Below are 23,911 nucleotides of genomic sequence, written 5' to 3' on the forward strand. Positions count from 1 at the left end.
GCAAGCACCGTGACGGAGGGTGGAGGCATGGCGAGTTCGAAGGTCGGCTCCATCGGGGAGTACATCCGGGAGCAGCGCACGCGGGCGAAGATCTCGCTGCGCCAGCTCGCGGACGTCTCGGGCATCTCCAACCCGTACCTGAGCCAGATCGAACGCGGCCTGCGCAAGCCGAGCGCGGAGATCCTCCAGCAGATCGCGAAGGGTCTGCGGATCTCCGCCGAGGCGCTGTACGTCCAGGCGGGCATCCTCGAGGCCCGCGAGGCCGAGAGCGACGTGCAGGCCGCGATCCGGACCGACCTGATCCTCACGGAGCGTCAGAAACAGGTGTTGCTCGACATCTACGACTCGTTCCGCAAGGAGAACGAAGCAGCCGGAGTCGTCCCCGAGGCCGCGCCACCGGGCGCGCGCGAGGCGGACGGCGAGCAGGCACCCGCAGCACGGGAAGGGAAACAGGTTCGATGACGCTTGCCGACACCCTCCGAGAGAACAAGGTCGTCTACACCGTCGCCGGCGCGGGCGACCTCGCGGTCGAGAAGCTCCGCGAGGCCCCCGAGCAGGTGGGCAAGGCGCGCGAGACGGCCGCCAAGTACCAGGACGAGGTCCGCGAGAACCTCGGGAAGTACCGGGGCGAGGTCCTGGAGAACCTGGACAAGTACGGCGACGAGGTTCGGGAGAACCTCGGGAAGTACCGCGGGCAGGTGCGTGACACGGTCGCGAGGTACCGCGGCCAGGTCCGCGAGAACGTGGACAGGTACCGCGGCGAGGCACGCGGGAACGTGGAGAAGATCCAGGAGAAGGTCGAGGTCAAGGACCTTCCGGGCGCGGCCGTCGCGTACGTGACGCACTTCGGCACCCGCGCCGTCGGGTTCGTGGACGAGCTGGCCGAGCGCGGCAAGAAGGTCGTCCACGGGGCCGCCTCCGAGGTCGCCCAGGGCGCCGAGGCCGTCGCCGAGGTCGCCGCGGGCGACCAGGGCAAGGGCGCGTCCAGGGCCAAGGCCGCCCGGACGAGGAAGGCCGCCGGGGAGCAGACTCGCTCCGGCGCGTCCACCCCGAAGTCCGGCTCCTGACCCTCAGGGGCGGGGGACCGCCGGACGCTCGACGCGCGAAGGGGCCCGGCCGGGAACACCCGGCCGGGCCCCTTCGTCGTTCGATGTACCGGCTGGACAGGCCGCATAGGGTGGGGAGTCCACTCGCCGAACACGCGGCGCCCACCCCGGCGCCGCCCGGAACGGACAGGAGCGTTGATCGTCGGTGACCGGCTTCGGTGTGCTCGACTACTTCTTCTGGATCCTGCTGCTCATCGCGTTCGTGATGGAGGCGTGGGCGCTGATCGACGCGCTGACCGTGCCGACGAACGCCTACGCCGCCGCGAGCAAGCAGAGCAAGAAGCTCTGGATGATCATCCTGATCGTCGCGGCCGTGGTGGGGCTCGCGGCGGCCGTCCTGCCGCTCCAGGGCTCCTCGCCGATCGCGATCCTCTTCGGCATCCTGCCGGTGGCCTCGTTCATCGCCGCCGCCGTCTACCTCGCCGACGTCCGTCCGGCGGTCAAGCAGTTCAAGGGCCGCGGCGGCGGCCGGGGCTCCAACATGGGCCCCTACGGGCCCTGGTAGGCCGCGGATCCACCCCCGGGACGGGCGTCCGCCGCGGTCCGGGGGTGATCCGGAACACTTGCAAGTGGGCACTTACTTCAGGCACCCTGGGCGGGTCCGCCGATCCGTGCGACGGGCGCCGGGCGGAGGCTGCCGCCGACCGGACGCCGTGCGAAGTGAGGCTCCCGTGACCAGTGCCCCCACCCTCCCGCTCGCCGCGGGCTCCGGCCCGGACGGGCCCGGCGCCGCCGGTGAGCCGATCCCGCGGGTCGTCCGCGAGCTGGTCAGCGGCCCGTCCCTGGCCGCGGGCGGCGCGAACGTGATCATGCAGCTCTCCCGGCTGCCCGTCGGGCTCGGCGTCGTGGAGTCCAAGGTCGAGTCCGGACGCATCGACCGGCACCCGGTCAAGCGCACCCGCACCACGCTCACCTATCTGATCGTCGCGATGCTCGGCGGCCCGGACGAGCGCGTCTGGATGCGTGAGGAGATCAACCGGCAGCACCGCCGCGTGCGCAGCGAACCCGGCGCGGACGTCCGGTACAACGCGTTCGACCGCGAGCTCCAGCTGTGGGTCGCCGCCTGCATCTACTGGGGCATGGAGGACGTCTACCGCCGCTTCTACGGCGAGCCGTCCGAGGCGGCGCTCGCCGACTTCTACCGGCACGGACGGCGGTTCGCCACGACGCTCCAGGTGCCGGACGACATGTGGCCCGAGAGCCGCGAGGCGTTCGAGGAGTACTGGCGGGACGGCCTCGCGAAGCTGAGCAGCACCCCGGAGACCCGCGCCTACCTGCGCGGGATCGCGAAGGCGGCGTTCCTGCCGAGGTCCGTCCAGCGCGTCGTCGGCCCGGCGAACCGGCTCCTCACCGTCGGGTTCCTGCCGCCGGAGTTCCGCGAGGAGCTGGGCTTCACCTGGACGGCCCGGGACCAGCGGGCGTTCGACGCGGGCGTCCGGGCGCTCGCGCTCGCCAACCGGACGATGCCGAGGCCGATGCGCGAGTTCCCGTTCAACGCCTACCTGTGGGACTTCCGCCGTCGCATGCGCACCGGCCGCTCCTTCGTCTAGGGGGCACCTCCGGGGGCGTGGCTCCGCCCGATAGCACTACGCGCCGTAGTACGTAAGTCGGTAGTACTACCCCGCGTGGTGATCTGTCTCACCCGTCGCATACAGTGGACGCCGTGAAGGGTCTGGGAGAGCTTGAACGCACCGTCATGGAGGTCTGCTGGGCGCGCGAGGAGGCCGGTGTCGTCCCCGCCACCGCCCGCGACGTGAGCCGCGCGCTGGCCGACCAGCGCGACCTCGCGCACACCACGGTCATGACCGTGCTGGACCGCCTGGCCAAGAAGGGATTCCTTGATCGTGAGCGGGACGGCCGCGCGTGGCGGTACCGTCCCAGTGCGAGCAGGGAGGGATATGTGACCGAGCTCATGCTGGGCGCGCTGAACGAGACCGGCGACCGCGACGCGGCGCTGGCGCACTTCGTCCGGTCGGTGTCGCAGGACGAGATCGACGTCCTCCGCCAGGCCCTCGAAGAGATCACCCTGGAGCCACCGGCATGACAGGCCCGGCCCTGCTCGCGGCGGTCGCGCTCCTGACCGTCCTCGGCGCGCACGGGCTGTCGAAGGCTCGCTGGACGTGGCGCACCCCCCGCATCGCGATCGGGCTGTGGCAGGCCCTCGGCCTCGGCTGGGGCATCGCCACGATCGGCGCGCTGCTGAGCGTGGCCCTGCTCCCGTACGGGCAGGGCATCGTGCACGGGGTCCCCGGCCTGGTGGCCGACAACGCCGCGCGGCTCGACGTGGTCCACATGGCCGCGCTGCTCGCCGCCGTGGCGCTGACCTTCGTCCTGCTCACCATGCTCGCCACCGCGGTCGTCCGCGTGGTGCGGGCCCGCCGCAGGCACCGCGCGCTGCTCGCGCTGGTCGCCCGCGGCGACTCGGCCGCCCCCGACGCGCTGGTCCTCGACCACCCGGGAGCGGCCGCGTACTGCGTTCCGGGCGTCCGGTCGTCCAAGGTCGTGGTGAGCGCCGGGACGCTGGAACTGCTCGACGACCGGGAGCTGGCCGCCGTCCTCGCGCACGAGCGCGCGCACGCGCGCGAGCGGCACGACCTGGTGCTGCTGCCGTTCTACTCGCTCCGCCAGGTGTTCCCGCACTTCCGGCTCGTCGGACGATGTCTGGACGCCGTCGAGCTGCTCATCGAGATGGCCGCCGACGACCGCGCCCGCCGTCACCGCCCCGCGAAGGAGCTGGCGACGGCGCTTCTGCGTTTCGCCGCCGCCCGTCCGGCGGCGGCCCCGTCGGGCACGCTCGGCGTGGCCGCGGCCGACGACCTGCCGGTCCTGGCCCGCGTGAACCGCCTGCTCCGCCCCGAGCCGCAGCCCCGCCGCATCCGGGTGGCCGCCACCGTCGCGATCCCGATGGCGATCATCATCCCGGCCCTCCTCTGGACGCTGCCACCCTTCTAGAACGCCTTCACCCCTCACACACGCCGGTCCAGGACCCGATCCCGGACCGGCGTTCCGCTGTCACCACCCGCCGCGCCGTCCGGGGGAGCAACAGCGACAGCGGGATGGTCGCCAGCGTGAGCGCCAGGTCTCCCAGCAGGGTGAGACGCGCCGCCCCGACCAGGCCGTGCCGTCCGGCCAGCGTGAAGAACACGGCGCCGGACGCGGAACAGCGCGAGGTCCACGACCGGTTCGGCCGTCCGGCGCTCCCAGAGCAGCGTCGCGGCCAGCACCGGGAGGCTCGCGCCGAGCGACAGCCAGGTCCACAGCGGCCAGCCCTCCTCGCGCCCCAGCACCAGCGGGGCCAGCGCCAGCCCGAGACCGGACGAGACGCCGAGCACACCGGCGACGTCCAGCCGGGGAGCGGTCCGGGCCTCGGCGCGCGGGAGGACGCGGGTCGCGAGCAGCGCCGCCGGGACGCCGACCGGCACGTTCACGAGGAAGATCGTCCGCCAGCCGAGGCCGAACAGGTCGGCCTGGAGCAGCAGCCCGCCGAGCACCTGCCCGCAGACGCCGCCGAGCCCCATGACGGCCCCGAACCAGCCCATCGCCCGCGCCCGCCGCTCCGGCGCGAACGACGCGGTGATCAGTGCGAGCACCTGCGGCACCATCGCCGCCGCCGCCCGGCTGCCGGAACCCGAGCTGGAGGGGGCGCTGCGGTCCGCGATCGAGCAGGGCGTCCTGGCGCGGCCGGTCCGCGACCACCACGCCTTCCGGCGCGATCTCGTCCGGCAGGCGGTGTACGAGGACATGCTGCCGAGCGAGCGCACCCGCTTCCACCTGTGGTTCGGACGCGCGCTCCAGGCCGATCCGTCCCTGGCGCCACCTGATCACGTCCTGCCGCTGCTCGCCGCCCACTGGCAGGTCGCGGGTGAGCGCGAGGAGGCGCTCGCCGCCTGCCTGCGGGCCGCGCGGGCCGCCGCCGACATGCACGCCTACCCCGAGCAGCTGCGGATGCTCGAACGGGCCCTGACGCTCCTGCCTCCCGGCGCGGACCGGTCGCGTGCGCTGTCCCTCGCCGCCGCGGCGTGCCTGCACGCGGGCGAGGCCGGACGCGGCGTCGAGCTGGCGACCGAGGCCCGGTCGCTGCTCGACCCGACCCGGGCCGATCCGTCCCCGGCCGACTCGTCCCCGGCCGACTCGTTCCGCCGCCGGGCCCTCCTGCTGGACCTGCGCAGCACGCTGGCCCACCGCCTCGGCGAGGACGGCCTGTCCGACCTGCGCGAGGGCGTCGCCCTCCTCGAGGACGGCCCGGACCGCGCCCGCCTGACGTCCACGCTGGCGAACCGTCTCTACCTGATGGCCCGGTTCGACGAGGCCCGGACGCTCGCGTCCCGGGCGCTGGAGATGGACGGGGACGAACGCGTCCGGGCCTGGGCCCAGCTGACCCTCGCCGCCCTCGCGGCCCTGGACGGGGACCTTGACGAGACCGCGACCCGCACGGCCGAGGCCGAACGCCTGGTCCTCGCCTCGGGCGACGCCACGACCCGGTGCGTCGCGATCCTGTGCGAGGCGGACGCGCTGCACGCGATGGGCGAGGACGAGCGGGCCTGGGAGCACGCGCGGAAGGGCATCGAGACGGCCCGCGAGCACGGCCTCGTCCGCGACCAGGGAGCCGGGCTGACCGCCCTGGCGGCCGAGGCCCTGGTCACGCTCGGCCGCTGGCCCGAGGCCCGCGCCGTCCTCACCGCCTGCCTGGACCGGGATCCGCCGCCGCTGCTCCGCGCCCTCGCCCTCACCACCCTCGGCGGGATCGAGCTGGCCGCGGGCGACACCGAGGCCGCGGCATCGGCCGCCGCGGAGGCGCGCCGGAACCTGAGCGCCACCTATGGCGGACGCATGTTCCAGCTGCGGCTGCTGGACCTCGAATGCGCCGTGGCGTCCGACCCGGACGCGCTGCTGGCGGACGTCCTGTCGGCTCCGGACCTGCTGGCCCACCCGCGCCAGGTATGGCCGCTGCTGGACACCGCGGCCCGCCGCACCAGGACGCATCGGCCCCGGATCCGGGCGCTGGCGGCGGACCTTCCCGTCGTCGGGCCCGTCCAGGAGGCGCATCGGCTGACCGTCCTGGCCGAAGTGGGCGACGCCTCCTGGCGGCATGCCGCCGACGCCTGGCGGTCGCTGAAGCACCCGCACCGCCTGGCGTACGCCCTCATGCGCGCGGGCTCGGTGGGGGAGGCGACCGCGTTGACCACGAGCCTGGGCGCGACCCCCTTCGCCTCCGAGACGTCGTTCCCGCCGCTGACGCCACGCGAGGTCGAAGTGCTCGGCCTGGTCGCGCTCGGCTACAGCAACCGCCGGATCGGCGAGCATCTGTTCATCTCCGGACGCACGGCCGGAGTGCACGTCTCCAACGTCCTCGCGAAACTCGAGGTCGCGTCGAGGACCGAGGCGGCGGCGGCGGCGCACCGGCTGAAACTCATCGGATGAGTCCGGTCCGGGCAATTCGTGGCCGATGACGCGGTGGGGCCTGTGGGGGCCCTCCAGGCGCGTGAGAATGGGGACGTGCTCACCGACCGGCTTCGGACGTGGATGGGGGAGACCCCACGGCTGCCCGCCTTCGTGTACGACCTGGACGCGCTCGGCGCCCACGCGCGCCGCATCAGGGACGCGGTGCCGGTCGAGGTCTTCTACGCGGCGAAGGCCAATCCGGACGCGCCGGTCCTGCGGACGCTCGCGCCGCACGTGGACGGGTTCGAGGTGGCCTCGGGGGGCGAGTTCCGGCACGTCCGGGACGTCCTGCCGGACGCGCGGCTGGCGTTCGGCGGTCCCGGAAAGACCGACTCCGAACTCGACCTCGACGCCGACCGCCTGCACGTCGAGTCGCCGTTCGAGCTCGCCCGGCTGGCCGCGAAGCGCCGAGAGGCGGACGTGCTGCTGCGGGTGAACCTGGCGGTGGACCGGGAGGACGTCGCGCTCGCGATGTCCGGCCCGTTCGGGATGGACCCCGTCCTGATCGAGGAGTGCCACGCGATCCTGGCGTCCGCGCCGTGGCTGCGGCTGCGCGGCGTCCACGCGCACCTGGCCTCGGGCCTGGACGTCCCGGACGCGCTGGCCCAGTCCCGCGAGATTCTGGACTGGGCGCGTCCGTGGGCGGAGAAGGCCGGGGTGGAGGATCCGGAGTTCAACCTGGGCGGCGGGATGGCGGTCGACTACGCGTCCCCGGCCCGGACGTTCGACTGGGAGACCTACGGGCGGGAGATCGCGCGGCTCGTCCGTCCCGGTGAGACCCTGCGGATCGAGCCCGGACGGGCCGTCACCGCCTACTGCGGCTGGTACGTCACCGAGGTCCTGGACGTGAAGCCCGCGCACGGACGCTGGTACGCCGTCCTCCGCGGCGGGACCATGCACCTGCGGACCCCGGTGACCAAGCAGCACGACCAGCCGTTCACCGTCGTCCCCGGGCGGACGGGCGGCTCGGCGGCTCCGGCCGTGCGGGACGCGGAGATCACGCTGGTCGGGCAGCTGTGCACGCCCAAGGACGTCTTCGCGCGCGATGTCCCCGTCGCCGAGATCGGCGTCGGGGACATCGTCGCTTTCGGCATGTCAGGCGCTTACGGCTGGAACATCTCGCATCGCGACTTCCTCATGCACGACCCGCCGGGGTTCCACTACTTGGTGAGCGAGGTGCCGTAAAGGCGCTCGACGTGGAGGCGGATGACGACGCGGCGGTCCTTCACCATCTGCCCGAGGAAGGCCGCCTCGTCCGCCGGATCCGGAAAGCCGCCCATCATGTCCAGCAATTCGCGGGAGACCGCGTCGCCCGGCTCCGCGGCGACGTCCGACAACTCCGCGGTCCCTTCGGCGACGGCGAACGCCATGAAGTCCTCACTGGAGACATAGAGGGACGTTCGCGGGTTGTTCCGCAACTGCCGGACCTTGAGCCGGTCCGCCGTGGTCGAGATGCGGACGATCCGCTCCTTCTCGTCCCAGGAGAAGACGACCGTGGACATGTGCGGGTGCCCGCTGCGCTTCACCGTCGCCAGAGTTCCGAAAGTGGTCGCGCCGATCAGTTCGGACGCCTCCTCGTCCGAAAGCGCGACGGGTGCGGGTCCATCTCCGGGGCCATAGGCGGTCATCGTGGTTTCTCCCTTTTCCTTAGAGCTCAACGGTTGCGGGGGCCGGGGCCGGGGCCTCGGCGGGGGACGGCTCGGACGCGGGCGTCACCCGGCGCAGGACGACCAGCGACAGGACGATCCCGGCGGTCAGCAGCCCGGCGCCGGCCCAGAAGGCGACGTGGTAGCCGTGCGTGAGCGCGGCGCGAGACGTCCCGCCGGTGTTCGCGGCGGCGACGGCCGACAGGGCCGCGACGCCGAGGGCCGCGCCGATCTGCTGCGTCGTGTTGAAGACGCCCGACACCACTCCGGCGTCCTCGGGCTTCGCGCCGGACATGCCGAGCCCGGTGAGCGACGGCATCACGAGCCCGAACCCGCCCGACAGCAGCATGAGCGGCAGCAGGTCCGTCGCGAAGTGCCCGTCCACGGGGACGCGGGCGAGCAGCAGCCGCGCGGCGAGCAACAGGACGAGCCCGGTCACGAGGACGGTCCGGGCCCCGAGCCGGTCGATCAGCCGCGCCGCGACGAAGAGCGACACGACGGCGATCGCGCCCGCCGCGGGAAGCATCGCGAGCCCGGTCTCGGACGCGTTGTAGCGCAGGACGTTCTGCATGTAGAGCGCGACCATGACCTGGAAGCTGAACAACGCGGCCAGGACGACGAACTGGACGAGGTTCGCGCCCCAGACGTTCCGGTCGCGCAGCACGCGCAGCGGCATCAGCGGGACGGCCGCGGTGGTCTGCCGGGCGACGAACCCGCCGAGGAGCGCCAGCGCCCCGAGACCGAGGCCGAGCGTCCGGAGCCCCCAGCCCGCGGACTCGGTCTGGACGATCGTGTAGACGCCGAGCATGCTCCCGGCGGTCACCAGCGCCCCGCCGAGCACGTCCGCGCCCGCCGCGAACCCGAGGCCCCGGCCGGACGGCAGGTACCGCAGCGCGGCGAGGACCGTGGCCAGCCCGAGCGGAAGGTTGATCAGGAAGATCCAGTGCCAGTTCAGCGCGTCGGTGAGCACCCCGCCCAGGACCTGCCCGAGGGACGCGCCGACCGCGCCGGTGAACGCGAAGGCCGACAGCGCGCGGTTCCGCTCGGCGGGCGCGGAGTACAGCGTGGTGATCATGCCGAGCGCGACCGCCGAGGTCAGCGCGCCGCCGACGCCCTGGGCGAACCGCGCCGCGATCAGTGTCGCGGGGCCGGTGGCCGCCGCGCACACCGCCGAGGCGAGGGTGAACACCGCGATCCCGGCGACGAACACGGCCCGTCGTCCGGCCAGGTCGCCCAGCCTGCCCGCCAGCAGCAGCAGGCCGCCGAACGCGATCACGTAGCCGTTGACGACCCAGGTCAGCCCCGCGTCGCCGAGCCCGAGGTCGCGCTGCATCGCCGGCAGCGCGACCGTCACGATCGACCCGTCCAAGATGATCATCAGCGGACCGGCGCACAGCACGGCCAGCGCCAGGGCCCGTGATCGAACGCTCTCCATCAACTCTCCTCAGGCGACGCCCGCCGGTCCGGCGCGAACGGCCGGACCCGGCCGCGCCCGGTCGGCGCGACAGGAGAGACGTTAACAGATAGTTCTGTTGTAGACGATATGTATCCGATCTAGATTATTGGCGAGTGTCCGGCTTCACGGGCGCGGGCGGGACGGCGCGGCGGCCTCCAGGGCGTCGACGGAGCCGGACATGATCGTCCGGAGGTGCGCGGTGATGTGCTCGACCGGCCAGTCCCACCAGGCGATCTCCAGGAGGCGGGCGACGTCCTCGGGCGCGAAGCGGGTGCGGATGAGCCGCGCCGGGTTGCCGCCGACGATCCCGTAGTCGGGGACGTCCGAGGTGACCACCGCGCCGGACCCGACGATCGCGCCGTGCCCGATCCGGACGCCCGGCATGACCGTCGCGCCGTTCCCGAGCCAGACGTCGTTGCCGACGACGGTGTCGCCGCGGTTCGGCAGGCCGGTGAGCAGGTCGAAGTGCTCGGCCCACGCGCCGCCCATGGTCGGGAACGGGAAGGTCGACGGGCCGTCCATGCGGTGGTTGGCGCCGTTCATGATGAACCGCACGCCGGTCGCCAGCGCGCAGAACCTGCCGATGACCAGCCTCTCCGGCCCGTAGTGGTACAGGACGTTGCGGGTCTCGAAGGCCGTCGCGTCGTCCGGGTCGTCGTAGTAGGAGTACTCGCCGACCTCGATCAGCGGGGACGTCACCAGCGGCCGGAGCAGCACCACCCGCGGCTGCCCGGGCATCGGGTGCAGCACGTCCGGATCGGTCGGCAGGGCGTTCGGGGCGGTCATCGGCACTCCATTAATGCGACAAGTGATGCATTAAGATGCTGGCATGACCTCGTCCAGCGAGCAAACCCGTCCAGGAGACCCCGGGGACGGCGCGCCACGACGCCGCCCGGGTGGACGGACCGAACGTGTTCGCACGCAGGTGCTCGACGCGGTGCAGGCCGAACTCGCCGAGAACGGGTACGACGCGCTGACGATCGACGGTGTCGCGGCCCGCGCGGGCGTGCACCGCGCGACGGTCTACCGGCGCTGGCGCGACATCGGCGGCCTGCTCGCGGACGTCTTCGACGCGGCGAGCGACGATGACTGGCAGCCCGCCGACACCGGCTCGCTCCAGGGCGACCTCACGGCCCTGAACGAGGAGAGCCAGGTGGCGCTGACCGCGCAGCCGCCGCTCGTGTCCGCGCTGATCGCCGCGTCCTTCCGCTCCGACGAGGCCGCGCGCGGCGTCCGCGAGCTGTGGGAGGACCGCTACACCCGCTGCGAGGTGATCGTCGCGCGGGCCGTCGAGCGCGGCGAGATCCCACCGGGCACGGACGCGCGGCAGCTGCTCATCGCCGCCACCGCCCCGGTCTACCACCGGCTCGTCCTGCTCCGGACGCCGCCCGACCCGGACCTCCCCGCGCACGCGGCGAGGACGGCCGTCCTCGCCGCCACCGCCGGAGCCTTCGCCACGAGCGACTAGGAACGCCCAGGCTGCGGCACGCGCGCTCGCCGCGTCTGTCGGCCGTCGCGTCCGCTGGTCGGTGCCCGCGCGGGCGCTGCGGGGTTGGGGTTCTAGAGGGCGCGCTCGCGGGTGCGGCGGGCCGAGGTGGACGCGACGGGTTCGGCGAGCAGCCCGGTGGCCAGGCGGTTCATCGCGCGGAGGAAGACCTCGCGCTCGTCCTCGGGTAGCGCGTTCAGCACCTCGGCGTGGACGGAGTCCACGATCTCCTGGCTCCGCGCGGCGACCTCGGCGCCCTTGTCGGTGACCGCGATGACGCGGGCCCGCCGGTCCCTGGAGGACGGGCGGCGCTCGGCCAGGCCGCCGTGCTCCAGCGCGTCCACGGTGCTGACCATCGTGGTCTTGTCCATGTCGCCGATCTCGGCCAGCTGGTTCTGGGTGCGCTCCTCCTCCTGGGCGTGGACGAGGACGCAGTGCATGCGCGCGGTCAGGCCGATCTCGGCGAGCGCCGCCGCCATCCGCGTCCGCAGGACGTGCCCGGTGTGGTCGAGCAGGAACGAGACGTCGGGCGTGACGCCGGAGGTGGGTGCGAGAGAGGTCATGCCCCCATTCTAGTTCCGTAGCGGATTATCCGCTTTTGTGTTGATCACAGGTCTGGGCAGCGGCGCGCCCGGCCGGGTACGCTGAGGCCATGCATCTCAGCGTCTGTCTTGGTTGGTGGCCGTCCTCGGACGGCTGACCAGGCGTACGCGCAGGCCGTCCGAGTACCGGGCGGCCTTTCTCCTTTTCGAGGGGTCCGCCCTGAGAACCGCCCTCGAAGGAGAAGAGCATGACCCTCACCACCCCCGAACTCTCGGAACTCGTCGCCGGCGACGCCGCGCGGCACCGCGTCCTGACCGGTGACCGCCCGACCGGCCCCCTCCATCTCGGCCACTACTTCGGCACCCTGGAGAACCGCGTCACGCTGCAGCGCGCGGGCGTCGAGGTCTTCGTGATCATCCCCGACTACCAGGTGCTCACCGACCGGGACGTGGCCGACCGGCTGGAGGAGAACGTCCTCGGCCTGATCGCCGACTATCTGGCCGTCGGCATCGACCCGGCCACCGCGACGATCTTCACGCACTCGGCCGTCCCGGCGCTGAACCAGTTGTTCCTGCCGTTCCTGTCGCTGGTCTCGGTGCCGGAGCTGAGCCGGAACCCGACCGTCAAGGACGAGATCGAGCACTCCCGGCAGAGCGCGGTCAGCGGGCTGATGTTCACCTACCCCGTCCACCAGGCCGCCGACATCCTGTTCTGCAAGGCCGACCTGGTGCCGGTGGGCCGCGACCAGGCCCCGCACCTGGAGGTCACCCGGACGGTCGCGCGCCGCTTCAACGAGCGGTACGGCCAGGTCTTCCCGGTGCCGGAGTGCCTCCTGTCCGACGTCCCGCTGCTGCTCGGCACCGACGGCCAGAAGATGAGCAAGTCGCGCGGCAACGCGATCGCGCTGTCCTCGACGGCGGACGAGGTCGCGCGCCTGGTCAAGCGGGCCAAGACCGACGCCGACCGGCACATCGCCTACGCGCCGGAGACCCGTCCCGAGGTGTCGAACCTGGTGCGGCTCGCCGCGCTCGCCCAGGGGCGCGCGCCGGAGGAGGTCGCGGCGGAGATCGGCGACCGCGGCGCGGCCGAGCTCAAGCGGGTCGTCACCGAGTCGGTGAACGAGTTCCTGCGTCCGATCCGGGAGCGCCGGGCCGCGTTCGCCGCCGACCCCGGGCAGCTGCGGGCCATCCTCGCCGCGGGCAACGCGCGCGCGAACGAGATCGCAGGAACCACGCTGGCCGAGGTCCGGAAGGCCATGGCGATGACGTACTAGGCGATGGTGTCGATGCGGGCGAGGAAGTCGGGACGTCCGAGCAGGCCGGACAGTGCGGGCATGACGGCCGGTGGAGGGCCAGGCCGTACGCGAGGTGGGCCCGCACGCCGTCCGCCCGGCCGGAGCGCGCGGGCGATGTTGGCGAACGCGGCGACGGGATCGGCGAAGAACATCACGCCGAACCGGCTGTTGGAGCGGCGTCAAGCCCTCGGGTGTCGGTGCTGGTGGGGGCCGTGAATCCCTCGCTCGGGGCACGACGGGGCGCGACCTGCGGGGGAGGCGGATGGTGATCACGGGGGAGGTGTGCCGGACGGGCGCGGCCCGAGGCTTGGGGACGTCGAGAAGCCCCGAACCCGGGAGAGGGTCGTGTCCGAGACCGTTCACACACGGCGTCCGCATCGGATCGCCGCCGCGTACGCCCGCCTGCACGGACGCCCCGCCGAGGGCGTGCCGCGCTGGGCCGTCGTCGCCGCCCACGCGACGGCCTGGGTCGTCCTGCCGTCGTGCCTGTGGCGGCTGGCGTTCGGCCTCTTCGGCCTGCCGATCGCCGAGCATCCGCGCACGGCGGCGGACATGAGCGGCGACACGCCCTCATGGCTCCCGCAGGGGGCCTACATGATCGTGTTGTCCCTGGTCAGCGAGGGGTTGGCGTTCCTGACCGTCGGCCTGGTCAGCACCTGGGGCGAGCGGGTCCCGCGCTGGGTGCCCGGCCTCGGCGGACGCCGGATCCCCACGCTCGCGGCGGTCGTCCCGGCTGCGCTCGGGGCCGCCGCGGTGATCTGGATCTGCGCGTTCGGGCTGTTCTTCTCGCACCCGACCGAGGAGTTCCACCAGACCTTCGCCCACCAGTGGCAGCTCAACCTGCTCATCGTCAGCTACGTGCCGCTGCTCGCCTGGGGGCCCCTCCTGGCCGCCGTCACGATCGCGTACTACCGCCGCCGCACGCGCTGACCCGGCGGCGGCGCGCGCCGGGCTCAGGGGGCCGCGACGGTGCGCGCGAGGCGGGTCAGGGCCGCGCGCAGGCGGTCCTCGCCCAGATCGGGGAGCAGCGCGGAGACGTGTTCCGCGCTGAGGACGGCCAGGAGGCCGTGCGCGGCGGCCTCGGGATCCGGGTCGCCGTCCAGCAGGAGCGCCAGGTGCAGGTGCCAGAACCGGTACGCGCCGATGCGGTACCGCGCGCCGGGGGACGCGGTCTCCGACATCCGCACCAGCGGCAGGTGTCCCAGCAGGTGGTCGAGGTAGGCGAGGACGAACGCCTCGACCCGTTCGGCGGACGTCGCCCCCGGGCCGAGCGGCGGCGGCCCGCCGAGGATCGCCTCCTGGAGTTCGCGCTCGCGGGCGTCCAGCAGCGCGACGGCGAGCCCCGCCTTGTCGCCGAAGCGGCGGAACAGCGTCCCCTTGCCGACCCCCGCGGCCGTCGCGATCTGGTCCATGGACACGGCCTCCGGACCGTGCTCGGCGAACAGCCGGGCCGCCGCGTCCAGCACGGCCGCGCGGTTGCGCGCCGCGTCCGCGCGCTCTCTCGGCGGCGGGGTGCGCAGCAGTTCCAGGGGCGTTGCATAACCGGACCGCGGTCCGTTACTGTCCTCAGACACGAAACGGACTATAGTCCGATTCTCGAGAGGATGCTTGGCATGACCGCACTCATCACCCGCGACGAGCTGAAGGCCGCCATCGACGGCGGGAAGGTCACGGTCGTGGACGCCCTCGGCGGCGACTACTGGGCCAAGCAGCACCTGCCCGGCGCGATCCCGCTGAACCCGGGCGAGGTGGACGCCGAGGCGGCGAACCGCCTCACCGACCGCGACGCCGCGATCGTCACCTACTGCTCCAACGAGGCGTGCCCGAACAGCGGCCAGGTGGCCGACCGCCTGACCGCCCTGGGCTACACCGACGTTCGCAAGTACAAGGAGGGCATCGAGGACTGGACGGAGGCCGGGCTCCCCACCGAGTCCGCCTGACCGCCACCCCGGCCCCGGCCCCGATCGTTAGAACGGCGCGCTGCGGACGGCCGGGGTCGTGGCCGCGATCTCGGCCTCCTCGGCGGCGCGCAGGTCGTAGGCGTCCCTCGCGGCGGCGATGGCGCCCTTGTGGACCTCGGTCCAGTCGACCAGGGCCTTGATGGTCGAGTGCAGACTCGCGCCCAGCGGCGTCAGGGAGTAGTCGACCCGCGGCGGGACGACGGGGTGGACGGTCCGGTGGACCAGGCCGTCCCGCTCCAGATGCCGCAGGGTGCGGGTCAGCATCCGCTGGCTCACGCCCTGCACCGACCGGCGCAGCTCGGTGAAGCGCAGACTGCGCTCGTCCAGGAGCGCGATCACGAGCAGCGACCACTTGTCCGCCACGCGGTCGAGGATCTGCCGGGTCTCGCAGTCCTCCCGGGAGTCCCAGTGCGAGATGTCGAAGCCCTGGTCAGGGACGGTATCCGCGCAGTAACCGGGGGACTTTGAAGTGCCGTCTTCCATGATCCCCGATGGTGCCTGACGATGCTGTCGGTATCAAGAGGTAACCGGCAGGCCCATCGGGAACCGCCGGTTCACACTGCCGGAAGAGGTGTCGGGACCGAAATGAGTACTTCACGCCGCTGGGGTGCGCTCCTGGTGTTGTGCGGGGCGATCTTCCTTGAGGGGATCGACGTGGCGATGCTGAACGTCGCGCTGCCGTCGATCCGGGCCGATCTGGGGCTGTCCACGGGCGCGCTGAGCGGCGTCGTCAGCGCCTACGTGCTCGGGTACGGCGGATTCATGCTGCTCGGCGGCCGCGCCGCCGACCTGTTCGGACGCCGCCGGATGTTCCTGTCCTGGCTCGTGGTGTTCGTGGTCTTCTCCGGGCTCGGCGGCCTGGCGACCGAGGGCTGGATGCTGCTGACCGCGCGGTTCGTCACCGGCGTCGCCTCCGCGTTCCTCGCGCCCGCCGGACTGTCGCTGGTCACCGCCGCGTTCCCGGAGGGCCCCGAGCGGACCCGCGCGCTGTCGGTGTACGCCGCGACCGCCGCGGGCGGCTTCACGCTCGGGCTCGTCGCGGGCGGCCTGCTCACCCCGCTCGGCTGGCGCTGGGTGTTCTTCGCGCCGGTCATCCTGTCGCTGCTGATCCTGGTCGCCGCCGTCCCGCTCGTCCGGGACGACGCGGAGAACGCTCGTGGCCGCCTCGACGTCCCGGGCGCCCTCCTCTCCACGACCGCCATGTCCGCGCTGGTCTACGGGGTCGTCCGCCTGGAGCACGCCTCGGACGGCCCGCTCCTGACCGCCGCCGTGTTCGCCGCCGGGATCGTCCTGCTCACCGCGTTCGTCCTCGTCGAGCGGCGCGTCCCGGAACCCCTCGTGAGGCTCGGCGTCCTGCGCTCCGGGCCGCTGGCGCGCGCGAACCTCACCGCGCTCCTGTTCGTCGGCGCGTTCGGCGGCTTCCAGCTGCTCATGACCTTCTACCTCCAGGAGATCCGCGGCTGGACGCCGATGCAGACCGGCCTGACCATGCTCGTCGCGGGCCTGGACCTCGTCCTCGCGCCCACCCTGACGCCCCGCCTGGTCGCCCGCTTCGGCGTCACGCGGGTGATCCTCGCCGCGACGGTCCTGGCCGCCGCCTGCTACACGACCTTCCTCGGCGCGGGCCTGGACTGGTCCTACGCCATGATGCTCCCCGGTCTCGTCCTGCTCGGCCTGGCCTTCACCCTCGGCTACGGCCCCCTGACCATGGCCGCCACCGAGGGCGTGGACGAGTCGGAGCAGGGCCTGGCGAGCGGCCTGCTCTACACGTCCATCCAGTTCGGCACGGCCCTCGGCGTCTCGATCGTCACCGCCGTGAACGTCGCCGTCCTCACCGGCGACAGCACCGCCGACAAGCTCGACGCCCTTCACACCGCGATGCTCGTCCCGGTGGCGGTCGCCGTCGCGGGAGCCCTGGTCACCGCTCTCGGTCTGCGCCGTCGCGGGACCGTTCAGCCGGTGCCCGAGCCCGTCGCGGAGGGCGTCCCCGGGCCCGTCCGGACGAACGCCTGAGCGCGGGCGGGATCGGATGTCGGTGGGGCGTGGCAGGATGCGGGCATGATCGAGATCGGGCCGCTTCGTCAGGACGAGCGGGACGCGGGGGAGACCCGGGAGCACAACGAGACCGTGCGGCTCCCGCACGACAAGGCCGCCCGGTCCAACGGGTTCCTCCGCTCCGACCACGCCCTCTGACATGGCCGCCACGCTGGGACGACGTGAGCTGAACCGGGCGTTGCTCGCCCGGCAGCTCCTGCTGCGCCGCCACCGCATGGGTGTCCTCGACACCCTCGAGCACCTGGTCGGGATGCAGGCGCAGGCGCCGAACCCGCCCCACCTCGGCCTCTGGACGCGGCTCGAGGAGTTCGACTTCGACGAGCCGGGACGGCTGCTGCACGAGCGCCAGGCCGTCCGCATGGTCCTCATGCGCGGCACGTTGCACCTGGTCAGCGCACGTGACGCGCTCCGGATCCGGCCGCTCACGCAGACCGTCATGGACGCCTTCCTGCGCAACCAGAGCACGCTTCGCGGCCTGGACGGCGTCGACTTCGACGCGGTCCGGGAGACCGTCCGGGAGCTGCTGTCCGCCGAGCCGCTCTCCGACAAGCAGGTGCGGGAGGCGCTGGCCGAACGCTTCCCCGGGCACGACGCCTCGGAGCTCAACTGGGCGGCGCGCTGCATGCTGCCGCTCGTCCAGGTGCCGCCGCGCGGCGTCTGGGGGGCGTCCGGGCTGGCGAGGCACGCCGTGCTGGACGCCTGGCTCGGCGAGCCCCCGGCCGAGCCGGACGCCGAGGCGCTCGTGCTGCGCTACCTGGCCGCCTTCGGGCCCGCGAGCGTGGCCGATGCCCAGCACTGGTCCGGCCTCACCGGACTGAGCGAGGTCTTCGGACGGCTCAGGCCCCGCCTGCTCACCTTCAAGGACGAGACCGGCCGCCTCCTGTACGACGTGCCGGACGCGCCCCGCCCGGACGCCGACACGCCCGCGCCCGTCCGGTTCGTCCCGGAGTTCGACAACCTCACGCTGTCCCACAGCGACCGCACCCGCATCGTCACCGACGAGGACCGCAGGCGCCTGTTCACCGTGAACGGGATCATCCGCGCGGCCGTGCTCGTGGACGGATTCGTGCGCGGCATGTGGAAGGCCGAGGTCAAGCGCGGAGCCGCGACGCTCCGGATCGAGGAGTTCGCCCCCATCCCGGACGCCACGCGCGAGGAGCTGACGGCCGAGGGCCTGCGGCTCCTCGAGGCCGCCCACCCGAAGGCGGCGGACCGCACCGTCCTGTTCGCCTCGTAGGCCATGCTCACGGCATGAGCTGCTCGGCCAGGCGTTTCGGGGCCAGCAGCAGGTAGCTCTCGGTGACCAGCTCGGTGATCTCGTCCCAGTCGACGTCCGGGAGGTCGAGCCACGCGCCGACCCACCCGTGCTGGCCCATGTAGGGCGCGCTGAAGAACCGTTCGGGTTCGGACCCGAGGAGCGCCTGCTGCTCGTCCAGCGTGACCTTCACCCACAGGGACACGCGATTGTCACCGTGGTGGTTGTCCACGTACCAGGCGAACGTCGTCTTCCGCACGCGGTAGGCGACGTGCGGGCCGTGCCCGGACGGCTCGGACCCCGCCTCCGGCAGGCCCGTGCAGATCTCCGTGAGCCGGGCCTTGCGCCGCTCGGTCTCCTTATCGTCCATGCCCGCCATCATGCGCGACGCCACCGACAGTTCCGCGCCAGGCCCAGGCGCGCGTCAGACGCGAGGGCCAGGTGCGCACGTCAGGCGCGCAGGCAAGGCGGGCGGGTCGGGCCCGCACGTCAAACACGCACGGGTCAGGCGGCGTTCAGGTACCGCAGGACGGCCAGGACGCGCCGGTGGTCGCCGGGCGCGGGCGGCAGGCCGAGCTTGGCGAAGATGTTCGCGACGTGCTTCTCCACGGCCCGTTCGGACACCACCAGCGCGCCCGCGATGGCGGCGTTCGAGCGTCCCTCGGCCATGAGCCCGAGCACCTCCCGCTCTCGCGGGGTCAGGCTCGGCAGCCTCGCGCCGCCGCCCCCGCCGAGCAGCTGCGCGACGACCTCCGGATCGAGCGCCGTGCCGCCGGATGCGACGCGCCGCAACGCCGTCTCGAACTCGGCGAGGTCGGACACGCGCTCCTTCAGCAGGTAGCCGACCCCGGCGGGCGATCCGGCGAGCAGCTCGGCCGCGTACCGGGTCTCGATGTACTGCGAGAACAGCAGGATCCCGACCGACGGGTGGTCGCGGCGGAGCGCGAGCGCGGCCCGCAGGCCCTCGTCGGTGTGCGTCGGAGGCATCCGGACGTCGACGACCGCGACGTCCGGTTCGTGCTCGGCGACGGCCGCGACCAGCGCGTCCGCGTCGCCGACCGCCGCGGCGACCTCGTGGCCGCGCAGCCGCAGCAGCTGGACGAGCCCGTCGCGCAGGATCACCGCGTCCTCGGCGATCACCACCCGCAGCGACGTCACGGGACGGGGAGGGGAAGGGACACGGTCACGGTGGTGGGGCCTCCGGGAGGGCTGTGCACGGTCAGTTCGCCGTCAACCGTAGCGATCCGGTCGGCGAGCCCGGCCAGCCCACCGCCCGGCCGGACCTCCGCCCCTCCGCGTCCGTCGTCGGTGACGCGCAGCGCCAGCCGGCCGTCCGCCGTCCGGGCGTCGATCGTCAGGCGCGACGCGTCCGCGTGCTTGGCGGCGTTGGCGACCAGTTCGGCGGCGCAGAAGTAGGCCATGGACTCCAGCGCGGGCGACGGACGTTCGGGCAGGTCGGTGGCCAGTTCGGCGCGGACCGGGCTGCGCGCGCCCAGCGTCGCGAGCGCCGCGTCCAGCCCCTTGTCGAGGACGGGCGGGTGGATGCCCCGCACCAGTTCGCGCAGCTCCCCGATCGCGGCGCGGGCCTCCTCGTGCGCGGCGTCCACCAGCTCGCGGACGGCGTCCGGCGCGTCCGGCGGGAGCGTCTCCCTGAGCATCGCGAGCCGGATCGTGACCGCGACCAGCCGGACCTGCGCGCCGTCGTGCAGGTCCCGTTCGATTCGCCGGACGGTCGCGACCGCGTCCTCGACCGCGTACGAGCGGCTCTCCTCCAGCGCCCTGATGCGTTTCTCGGCCGGTCCGGGACGGAAGACGAACCGCAGGACCCGCACGTCCAGGCCGGCGGCGGCGCGGGTCACGGCGGGCGCGGCCAGCAGCAACGACGCGCCGACGGCCGTGAGCCCGAGCACGCGAGGCCAGGTGTCGAAGAGGATCCCGGAGATCATCAGTCCGTGGCGGATGCGCCCGGACGCGTCCGTGACCGTCGTCTCGTTCATTCCCAGCCGCCACTGCACCGGGTACGTCAGCAGGACCGCCCCGTACACCCACGTGAGCAGGACGGCCAGCAGCCCGAGCAGCCCCGTCGGGACGCTCGCGGCCAGGTAACCGAACGCGCGGTAGCCGAGACGTCCGTGCTGTTCGCGCACCCAGTTCCGCATGCCGCGGGCCTTCCCGCGGGACGGCATGGGCACGTCCTCACCGAGCAGCCGGGCCGCCAGGACGCGTCGCCCCTCGGCCATCCGGACCGACCCGTGCAGCACGGCCGCGGTCGCGGGCCTGCCGATCCGGGTGACGGAGAGGACCAGCGCGGCGAGCCCCGCGTAGACCGCGTAGTAGACCCCGAACGCGCTCAGCGCGCCGCCTCCGACCAGGTAGAGCGCGGGCGCCCAGCAGCGCCGGTCGTAGGGGTTCCACCTCATGCGCCCAGCGTCGCCGACGACGGGCGTCCGCGTCGATCGTGCCTCCACGGGGACGGGGGGTTCGGCTGGCCCCACCCTCGCGTCAGGCGGCGTCGCAGTCCGAGTCGTCGTCCGAATCCTCGTCCGAGTCGATGCCGGGGCAGCCGCCCACGTCCGCGCAGCCAGGGCCGATCTCGACGGCCGCCGAAGGCGGCTCGGCGTCGGTGGGGCAGACCGGGGAGTCCGGGCAGACCGGCGCGTCCGGGTCGAGCCCGGCGAGCAGCGTGGTCAGGATGTCGTCGAAGGACGCCAGCTGCTCGGGCGTGAGCCGGTCGAACACCAGGCGGCGGACCTCGCCGACGTGTCCCGGCGCGGCCTTCTCGACGACCGCCATGCCGTCGTCGGTCAGCGACGCGATGATCGCGCGCCGGTCGTCCGGATGGCGGCTGCGCACCACCCAGCCGTTCGCCTGGAGCTTGTTGACCGCGTGCGACAGCCGGCTCGGGGACGCGCGCACGACCGTGGCCAGCTCGGTCATGGTGAGCGACCGGCCGGGCGCCTCCGAGAGCATCGCCAGGATCAGGTAGTAGCTGAAGGGCAGGCCCTCGTCACGGCCGAGCTGCCGCTCCATCGCCTCCGACAGCAGCCGGGAGAACGCGACGAAGGCGCGCCAGGTCTGCTGCTCCTCGTCGTCGAGCCACCGGGTGTCCGTCATACCGGACATCATACTTGAAGTTTCAATGATCTGTCCGAGCCGCCCCCGCGAAATATCTCGAAGGCGGACGGACGGTACAGATCGGACGACCGAGGGCCGCGCCGCCCCCGGGCGTGTCACACCGGACCCGATCATGTCCGGCAGAGCCCGGCGGGATTCAGGCGATCTCGCCCGAACCCGGTCGATCCGGCCTCAGTCGAGCTGGGCGAAGCCGTCGCGCCAGGACTCCAGGCGCGGCTTCCAGCCCAGCTCGCGCGCCCGCGCGTTGGACACCGGACGCCCCTGCAGGGCGGCGTGCCGTGCGGTCGGCGGGGTGGGCGCGCCGAGCGCCGCGCTGTAGACCGGCAGCCACTCGGCGGCCGTGGCGGGCTCGTCGTCCACGATGTTCACCGGGCCCGCGGGCCAGTCGAGCGCCGCGACGGCGGCCGAGGCGGCGTCGTCCACGTGCACGAAGCAGGTCCAGGACGGGGTGAGCTTCAGCGCGCCGTCGCGCACCCGCTGGGCGATGGCGCCGTCCGGGGCGTACCAGGTGCCGGGGCCGTAAAACGCTCCATAACGGAGCACGACGCCGTGCGGCATCTCGCCGACCGCCTTCTCCAGGGCGGCGACGCCGCGGTGCGGCTGGAGCGACGGGTCGAACTCGTCGTCCTCGGTCGCCGGCTCCTCGCCGGGCCGGTAGACCCAGGCGATCGACTGGGCGATCATCTTCTCCACGCCGGCCGCGCGCGCCGCGTCCACCAGGTTGCGCGTGCCGTCGATCCGCAGCCGCGAGTTGGCCTCGAAGTCCGACGCGGACAGGTCGGTGAGCTGGTGGATCACCACGTCGGGCGCGTGTTCGGCGAGTGCCGCCGTCAGCCCTTCGCGGTCGAGCACGTCCACGACGGACGGGACGGCGTGCTGGTCGGCGATCAGCTGCGCGCGCTCGGGGCTGCGGGTCGTTCCGACGACCTCGTGACCGGCCTGGACCAGCAACGGGACCAGCCGCCGCCCGACCACGCCGGCCGCGCCCGCGACGAGAATCTTCAAGGGGGGCACCTCCACGACTTTCACACCATTGTGGTCGCTGTAGCGGCAGGATAGTGCCGCCTGTGACGACGTTTTCTCCGGCGGTTCGCTCGTTCGTGACCCGGCCGCCACCACGGGCCAGGCGGTCCGGCCCGAGAACGGCCGCCGAATTATCGGTACTTTCCGGTATTCCATGAAACCCCACGGCGCCCGCTCGCGCTCGCCGTTTGGCCCCTCCCGGCCCGGATTTCGCGTCGCCGCACAGGGTTTAACGTTCCGACCCCCTGAGCAGGGTTCCCGACGGGATCAGAGGGCGACGCGCCTGTCCGAGAATGTGCCTTTTATGGTGGACGCGCCGTTGGTAGGGGTGAAAGGGAAGCGATGAAGATCACTCTGGTGCGCGGGGACATCACCGCGCAGCGCGTGGACGCGGTGGTGAACGCGGCCAACTCCTCGCTCCTCGGCGGGGGCGGGGTGGACGGCGCGATCCACCGCCGCGGCGGACCGGAGATCCTGGAGGCGTGCCGCAAGCTGCGGGCCTCACACTACGGCGGCGGGCTGCCCACCGGCCAGGCGGTCGCCACCACGGCCGGACACCTCCCCGCGCGCTGGGTCATCCACACCGTCGGGCCCGTCTACTCCGTCTCGGAGGACCGTTCTGCCCTGCTGGCGTCCTGCTTCCGCGAGTCCCTCCGCACGGCGGACGAGCTGGGCGTCTCCTCGATCGCCTTCCCCGCGGTGTCCGCCGGGATCTACGGCTGGCCCGTGGACGACGCCGCGCGCATCGCCGTGAACACGGTCGCGTCCACCCCGAGCACCGTGGAGGACGTCCGGTTCGTCCTGTTCACCGAGGAGGCGTACACGGCCTTCGAGCAGGCCCTGAAGGCACTGAGCGGATAGTTCTTCCCGGCGTGTCGGTCAGCCAGGGGAGACCCGGGAGGCGCGCGCTCCGGCGGGGGCGTGGCGCGGCCGGGACCGGTTCCGGGACGGGCGTCCCGTGGCCGGTCGGACGCTACTTCATAGCCGCCGGTTAAGGACGGTCTTGCTTGGAGGGAAGGTCGGTCAGTCCTCCTTCTTGGCGTGCGGGACGACCAGGACGGCCCGGTGGGTCTTGTGCAGGACGCGCGTGGACACGCTGCCGAGGATCACCGAGCGGGCCGCGCCGAGGCCGCGCGAACCGGTGACGATGACGTCGGCGTCGAGCTCCTCCGCGACGTCCACGATGCCCGCCCAGATCGGGCCGGTCGTGCGCGCCGACCGCGCCTCGACCTGCTCGAACCCGGCCTTGCGGGCGATCTCGGCGCCGGCCAGCGCGAGCCGCCGGGCCTGCTCCTCCTCGGGCCACTCGTCGGACTTGTCGTCCACGGTGAGCGCGCCGGCGGCGGCGAGCGGGGCCCAGTTGATCTGGCTGAGCAGGGGTTCCCAGACGGTCAGGACGGCGACGGGTTCTTGGGGACGGAGCGTGCGGGCGGCGAACTCGATGGCGGTGCGCGCGTCGTCGGAGCCGTCGAAAGCGATCAGGATGGTCATGCTTCAGTCCTATCCGCT

30 protein-coding genes are annotated in these 23,911 nt (G+C 73.0%); 16 read left to right on the plus strand and 14 right to left on the minus strand.

The genetic code is table 11. The features are described 5' to 3' along the window. The first annotated feature begins 27 nt into the window (after positions 1 to 27). From P696_RS48505 to P696_RS0127325, 6 genes are all read left to right on the plus strand, one after another. On the plus strand, positions 28 to 462 hold the full coding sequence (locus P696_RS48505; RefSeq protein ID WP_034487178.1) for a helix-turn-helix domain-containing protein: 435 nt from the start codon (positions 28 to 30) through the stop codon (positions 460 to 462). Further along, a complete protein-coding gene (locus P696_RS0127305; protein ID WP_026414804.1) occupies positions 459 to 1,067 on the plus strand; it encodes a hypothetical protein in 609 nt (202 codons plus the stop codon). Before P696_RS48505 ends, P696_RS0127305 begins: the two co-directional genes overlap by 4 nt. A 184-nt stretch (positions 1,068 to 1,251) precedes the next feature. Then, positions 1,252 to 1,611 carry a DUF2516 family protein gene (locus P696_RS0127310; protein ID WP_034487181.1) on the plus strand — a complete coding sequence of 120 codons (360 nt, stop codon included), beginning with the start codon at positions 1,252 to 1,254 and terminating at the stop codon, positions 1,609 to 1,611. Positions 1,612 to 1,777: 166 nt separating this feature from the next. After that, entirely contained in the window at positions 1,778 to 2,656 is an 879-nt protein-coding gene (locus tag P696_RS0127315) for an oxygenase MpaB family protein (protein ID WP_245627827.1), read from the plus strand. A 113-nt stretch (positions 2,657 to 2,769) separates the two neighbouring features. Further along, positions 2,770 to 3,150 carry a BlaI/MecI/CopY family transcriptional regulator gene (locus P696_RS0127320; protein ID WP_084338248.1) on the plus strand — a complete coding sequence of 127 codons (381 nt, stop codon included), beginning with the start codon at positions 2,770 to 2,772 and terminating at the stop codon, positions 3,148 to 3,150. Continuing rightward, positions 3,147 to 4,058, plus strand: coding sequence for a M56 family metallopeptidase (locus P696_RS0127325; protein WP_026414808.1), 912 nt, complete (start codon positions 3,147 to 3,149; stop codon positions 4,056 to 4,058). The genes P696_RS0127320 and P696_RS0127325 overlap by 4 nt, the downstream gene beginning before the upstream one ends. 14 nt (positions 4,059 to 4,072) lie before the next feature. On the opposite strand, the gene P696_RS48510 is transcribed toward P696_RS0127325, so the two are convergent. Further along, the gene (locus P696_RS48510; RefSeq protein ID WP_211245875.1) at positions 4,073 to 4,696 is read right to left on the minus strand and encodes an MFS transporter; all 624 of its coding nucleotides are present in this window, start codon (positions 4,694 to 4,696) and stop codon (positions 4,073 to 4,075) included. On the opposite strand from P696_RS48510, the gene P696_RS0127335 reads away from it, so the two are divergent. After that, positions 4,680 to 6,527 carry a helix-turn-helix transcriptional regulator gene (locus tag P696_RS0127335; protein ID WP_245627828.1) on the plus strand — a complete coding sequence of 616 codons (1,848 nt, stop codon included), beginning with the start codon at positions 4,680 to 4,682 and terminating at the stop codon, positions 6,525 to 6,527. The genes P696_RS48510 and P696_RS0127335 overlap by 17 nt on opposite strands. Positions 6,528 to 6,602: 75 nt before the next feature. Beyond that, complete coding sequence (locus tag P696_RS0127340; RefSeq protein ID WP_245627829.1) at positions 6,603 to 7,733, plus strand: type III PLP-dependent enzyme; 1,131 nt, start codon at positions 6,603 to 6,605, stop codon at positions 7,731 to 7,733. Here the strand turns inward: P696_RS0127340 and P696_RS0127345 are convergent. From P696_RS0127345 to P696_RS0127355, 3 genes are all read right to left on the minus strand, one after another. Then, on the minus strand, positions 7,709 to 8,176 hold the full coding sequence (locus P696_RS0127345) for a pyridoxamine 5'-phosphate oxidase family protein (RefSeq protein ID WP_026414812.1): 468 nt from the start codon (positions 8,174 to 8,176) through the stop codon (positions 7,709 to 7,711). The two genes, P696_RS0127340 and P696_RS0127345, sit on opposite strands and share 25 nt — an antisense overlap. Before the next feature lie 19 nt (positions 8,177 to 8,195). Beyond that, complete coding sequence (locus P696_RS0127350; RefSeq protein WP_026414813.1) at positions 8,196 to 9,629, minus strand: MFS transporter; 1,434 nt, start codon at positions 9,627 to 9,629, stop codon at positions 8,196 to 8,198. Between the two features lie 144 nt (positions 9,630 to 9,773). After that, positions 9,774 to 10,388 (minus strand): CatB-related O-acetyltransferase, encoded by a 615-nt coding sequence (locus tag P696_RS0127355; protein WP_064744132.1) that lies wholly within the window; start codon positions 10,386 to 10,388, stop codon positions 9,774 to 9,776. A gap of 91 nt (positions 10,389 to 10,479) precedes the next feature. Here P696_RS0127355 and P696_RS0127360 point away from each other — a divergent pair, with 91 nt between their 5' ends. Further along, entirely contained in the window at positions 10,480 to 11,118 is a 639-nt protein-coding gene (locus P696_RS0127360) for a TetR/AcrR family transcriptional regulator (protein WP_026414815.1), read from the plus strand. A 92-nt stretch (positions 11,119 to 11,210) separates the two neighbouring features. Here P696_RS0127360 and P696_RS0127365 read toward each other — a convergent pair whose 3' ends face one another. Beyond that, positions 11,211 to 11,699 carry a MarR family winged helix-turn-helix transcriptional regulator gene (locus tag P696_RS0127365; RefSeq protein WP_026414816.1) on the minus strand — a complete coding sequence of 163 codons (489 nt, stop codon included), beginning with the start codon at positions 11,697 to 11,699 and terminating at the stop codon, positions 11,211 to 11,213. Between the two features lie 227 nt (positions 11,700 to 11,926). Between P696_RS0127365 and trpS the strand changes: the two genes are divergently transcribed. Continuing rightward, on the plus strand, positions 11,927 to 12,952 hold the full coding sequence (trpS, locus tag P696_RS0127370) for a tryptophan--tRNA ligase (RefSeq protein ID WP_026414817.1): 1,026 nt from the start codon (positions 11,927 to 11,929) through the stop codon (positions 12,950 to 12,952). Here the strand turns inward: trpS and P696_RS58365 are convergent. Continuing rightward, a complete protein-coding gene (locus tag P696_RS58365; protein ID WP_245627830.1) occupies positions 12,949 to 13,125 on the minus strand; it encodes a class I SAM-dependent methyltransferase in 177 nt (58 codons plus the stop codon). The genes trpS and P696_RS58365 overlap by 4 nt on opposite strands. 193 nt (positions 13,126 to 13,318) lie before the next feature. Between P696_RS58365 and P696_RS58370 the strand changes: the two genes are divergently transcribed. Continuing rightward, positions 13,319 to 13,903 (plus strand): hypothetical protein, encoded by a 585-nt coding sequence (locus P696_RS58370; RefSeq protein ID WP_245627831.1) that lies wholly within the window; start codon positions 13,319 to 13,321, stop codon positions 13,901 to 13,903. Positions 13,904 to 13,926: 23 nt separating this feature from the next. Here P696_RS58370 and P696_RS0127385 read toward each other — a convergent pair whose 3' ends face one another. Further along, positions 13,927 to 14,547 carry a TetR/AcrR family transcriptional regulator gene (locus P696_RS0127385; RefSeq protein WP_245627832.1) on the minus strand — a complete coding sequence of 207 codons (621 nt, stop codon included), beginning with the start codon at positions 14,545 to 14,547 and terminating at the stop codon, positions 13,927 to 13,929. Between the two features lie 39 nt (positions 14,548 to 14,586). Between P696_RS0127385 and P696_RS0127390 the strand changes: the two genes are divergently transcribed. Next, positions 14,587 to 14,913 carry a rhodanese-like domain-containing protein gene (locus tag P696_RS0127390; RefSeq protein WP_026414820.1) on the plus strand — a complete coding sequence of 109 codons (327 nt, stop codon included), beginning with the start codon at positions 14,587 to 14,589 and terminating at the stop codon, positions 14,911 to 14,913. A 27-nt stretch (positions 14,914 to 14,940) separates the two neighbouring features. On the opposite strand, the gene P696_RS0127395 is transcribed toward P696_RS0127390, so the two are convergent. Beyond that, a complete protein-coding gene (locus P696_RS0127395) occupies positions 14,941 to 15,417 on the minus strand; it encodes a winged helix-turn-helix transcriptional regulator (RefSeq protein WP_026414821.1) in 477 nt (158 codons plus the stop codon). Positions 15,418 to 15,519: 102 nt separating this feature from the next. On the opposite strand from P696_RS0127395, the gene P696_RS48515 reads away from it, so the two are divergent. Genes P696_RS48515 through P696_RS0127410 form a run of 3 tightly spaced genes read left to right on the plus strand, consistent with a single transcriptional unit; the run spans position 15,520 to position 18,226 of the window. Further along, positions 15,520 to 16,947 carry an MFS transporter gene (locus tag P696_RS48515; protein WP_034487191.1) on the plus strand — a complete coding sequence of 476 codons (1,428 nt, stop codon included), beginning with the start codon at positions 15,520 to 15,522 and terminating at the stop codon, positions 16,945 to 16,947. 45 nt (positions 16,948 to 16,992) lie between these two features. Further along, on the plus strand, positions 16,993 to 17,127 hold the full coding sequence (locus P696_RS58865; RefSeq protein ID WP_281174995.1) for a hypothetical protein: 135 nt from the start codon (positions 16,993 to 16,995) through the stop codon (positions 17,125 to 17,127). Position 17,128: 1 nt separating this feature from the next. Next, positions 17,129 to 18,226 (plus strand): winged helix DNA-binding domain-containing protein, encoded by a 1,098-nt coding sequence (locus P696_RS0127410; protein WP_026414822.1) that lies wholly within the window; start codon positions 17,129 to 17,131, stop codon positions 18,224 to 18,226. 7 nt (positions 18,227 to 18,233) lie between these two features. On the opposite strand, the gene P696_RS0127415 is transcribed toward P696_RS0127410, so the two are convergent. From P696_RS0127415 to P696_RS0127435, 5 genes are all read right to left on the minus strand, one after another. Next, on the minus strand, positions 18,234 to 18,614 hold the full coding sequence (locus P696_RS0127415) for an MmcQ/YjbR family DNA-binding protein (protein ID WP_170026592.1): 381 nt from the start codon (positions 18,612 to 18,614) through the stop codon (positions 18,234 to 18,236). Positions 18,615 to 18,748: 134 nt separating this feature from the next. Next, on the minus strand, positions 18,749 to 19,393 hold the full coding sequence (locus P696_RS0127420) for a response regulator transcription factor (protein ID WP_026414824.1): 645 nt from the start codon (positions 19,391 to 19,393) through the stop codon (positions 18,749 to 18,751). 5 nt (positions 19,394 to 19,398) lie between these two features. Further along, the gene (locus tag P696_RS48520) at positions 19,399 to 20,664 is read right to left on the minus strand and encodes a sensor histidine kinase (RefSeq protein WP_051468244.1); all 1,266 of its coding nucleotides are present in this window, start codon (positions 20,662 to 20,664) and stop codon (positions 19,399 to 19,401) included. A gap of 82 nt (positions 20,665 to 20,746) precedes the next feature. Then, positions 20,747 to 21,358: a MarR family winged helix-turn-helix transcriptional regulator gene (locus P696_RS48525; RefSeq protein ID WP_064744129.1), complete on the minus strand. Its 612-nt coding sequence runs from the start codon at positions 21,356 to 21,358 to the stop codon at positions 20,747 to 20,749. 192 nt (positions 21,359 to 21,550) lie between these two features. After that, on the minus strand, positions 21,551 to 22,384 hold the full coding sequence (locus P696_RS0127435) for an NAD-dependent epimerase/dehydratase family protein (protein ID WP_026414825.1): 834 nt from the start codon (positions 22,382 to 22,384) through the stop codon (positions 21,551 to 21,553). 360 nt (positions 22,385 to 22,744) lie between these two features. Between P696_RS0127435 and P696_RS0127440 the strand changes: the two genes are divergently transcribed. Then, a complete protein-coding gene (locus P696_RS0127440) occupies positions 22,745 to 23,263 on the plus strand; it encodes an O-acetyl-ADP-ribose deacetylase (protein WP_026414826.1) in 519 nt (172 codons plus the stop codon). A gap of 162 nt (positions 23,264 to 23,425) precedes the next feature. On the opposite strand, the gene P696_RS0127445 is transcribed toward P696_RS0127440, so the two are convergent. Continuing rightward, positions 23,426 to 23,893 carry a universal stress protein gene (locus tag P696_RS0127445; protein ID WP_026414827.1) on the minus strand — a complete coding sequence of 156 codons (468 nt, stop codon included), beginning with the start codon at positions 23,891 to 23,893 and terminating at the stop codon, positions 23,426 to 23,428. Positions 23,894 to 23,911 lie beyond the last annotated feature (18 nt).

It is taken from the genome of Actinomadura oligospora ATCC 43269, assembly GCF_000518265.1.
Lineage (GTDB): Bacteria > Actinomycetota > Actinomycetes > Streptosporangiales > Streptosporangiaceae > Spirillospora > Spirillospora oligospora.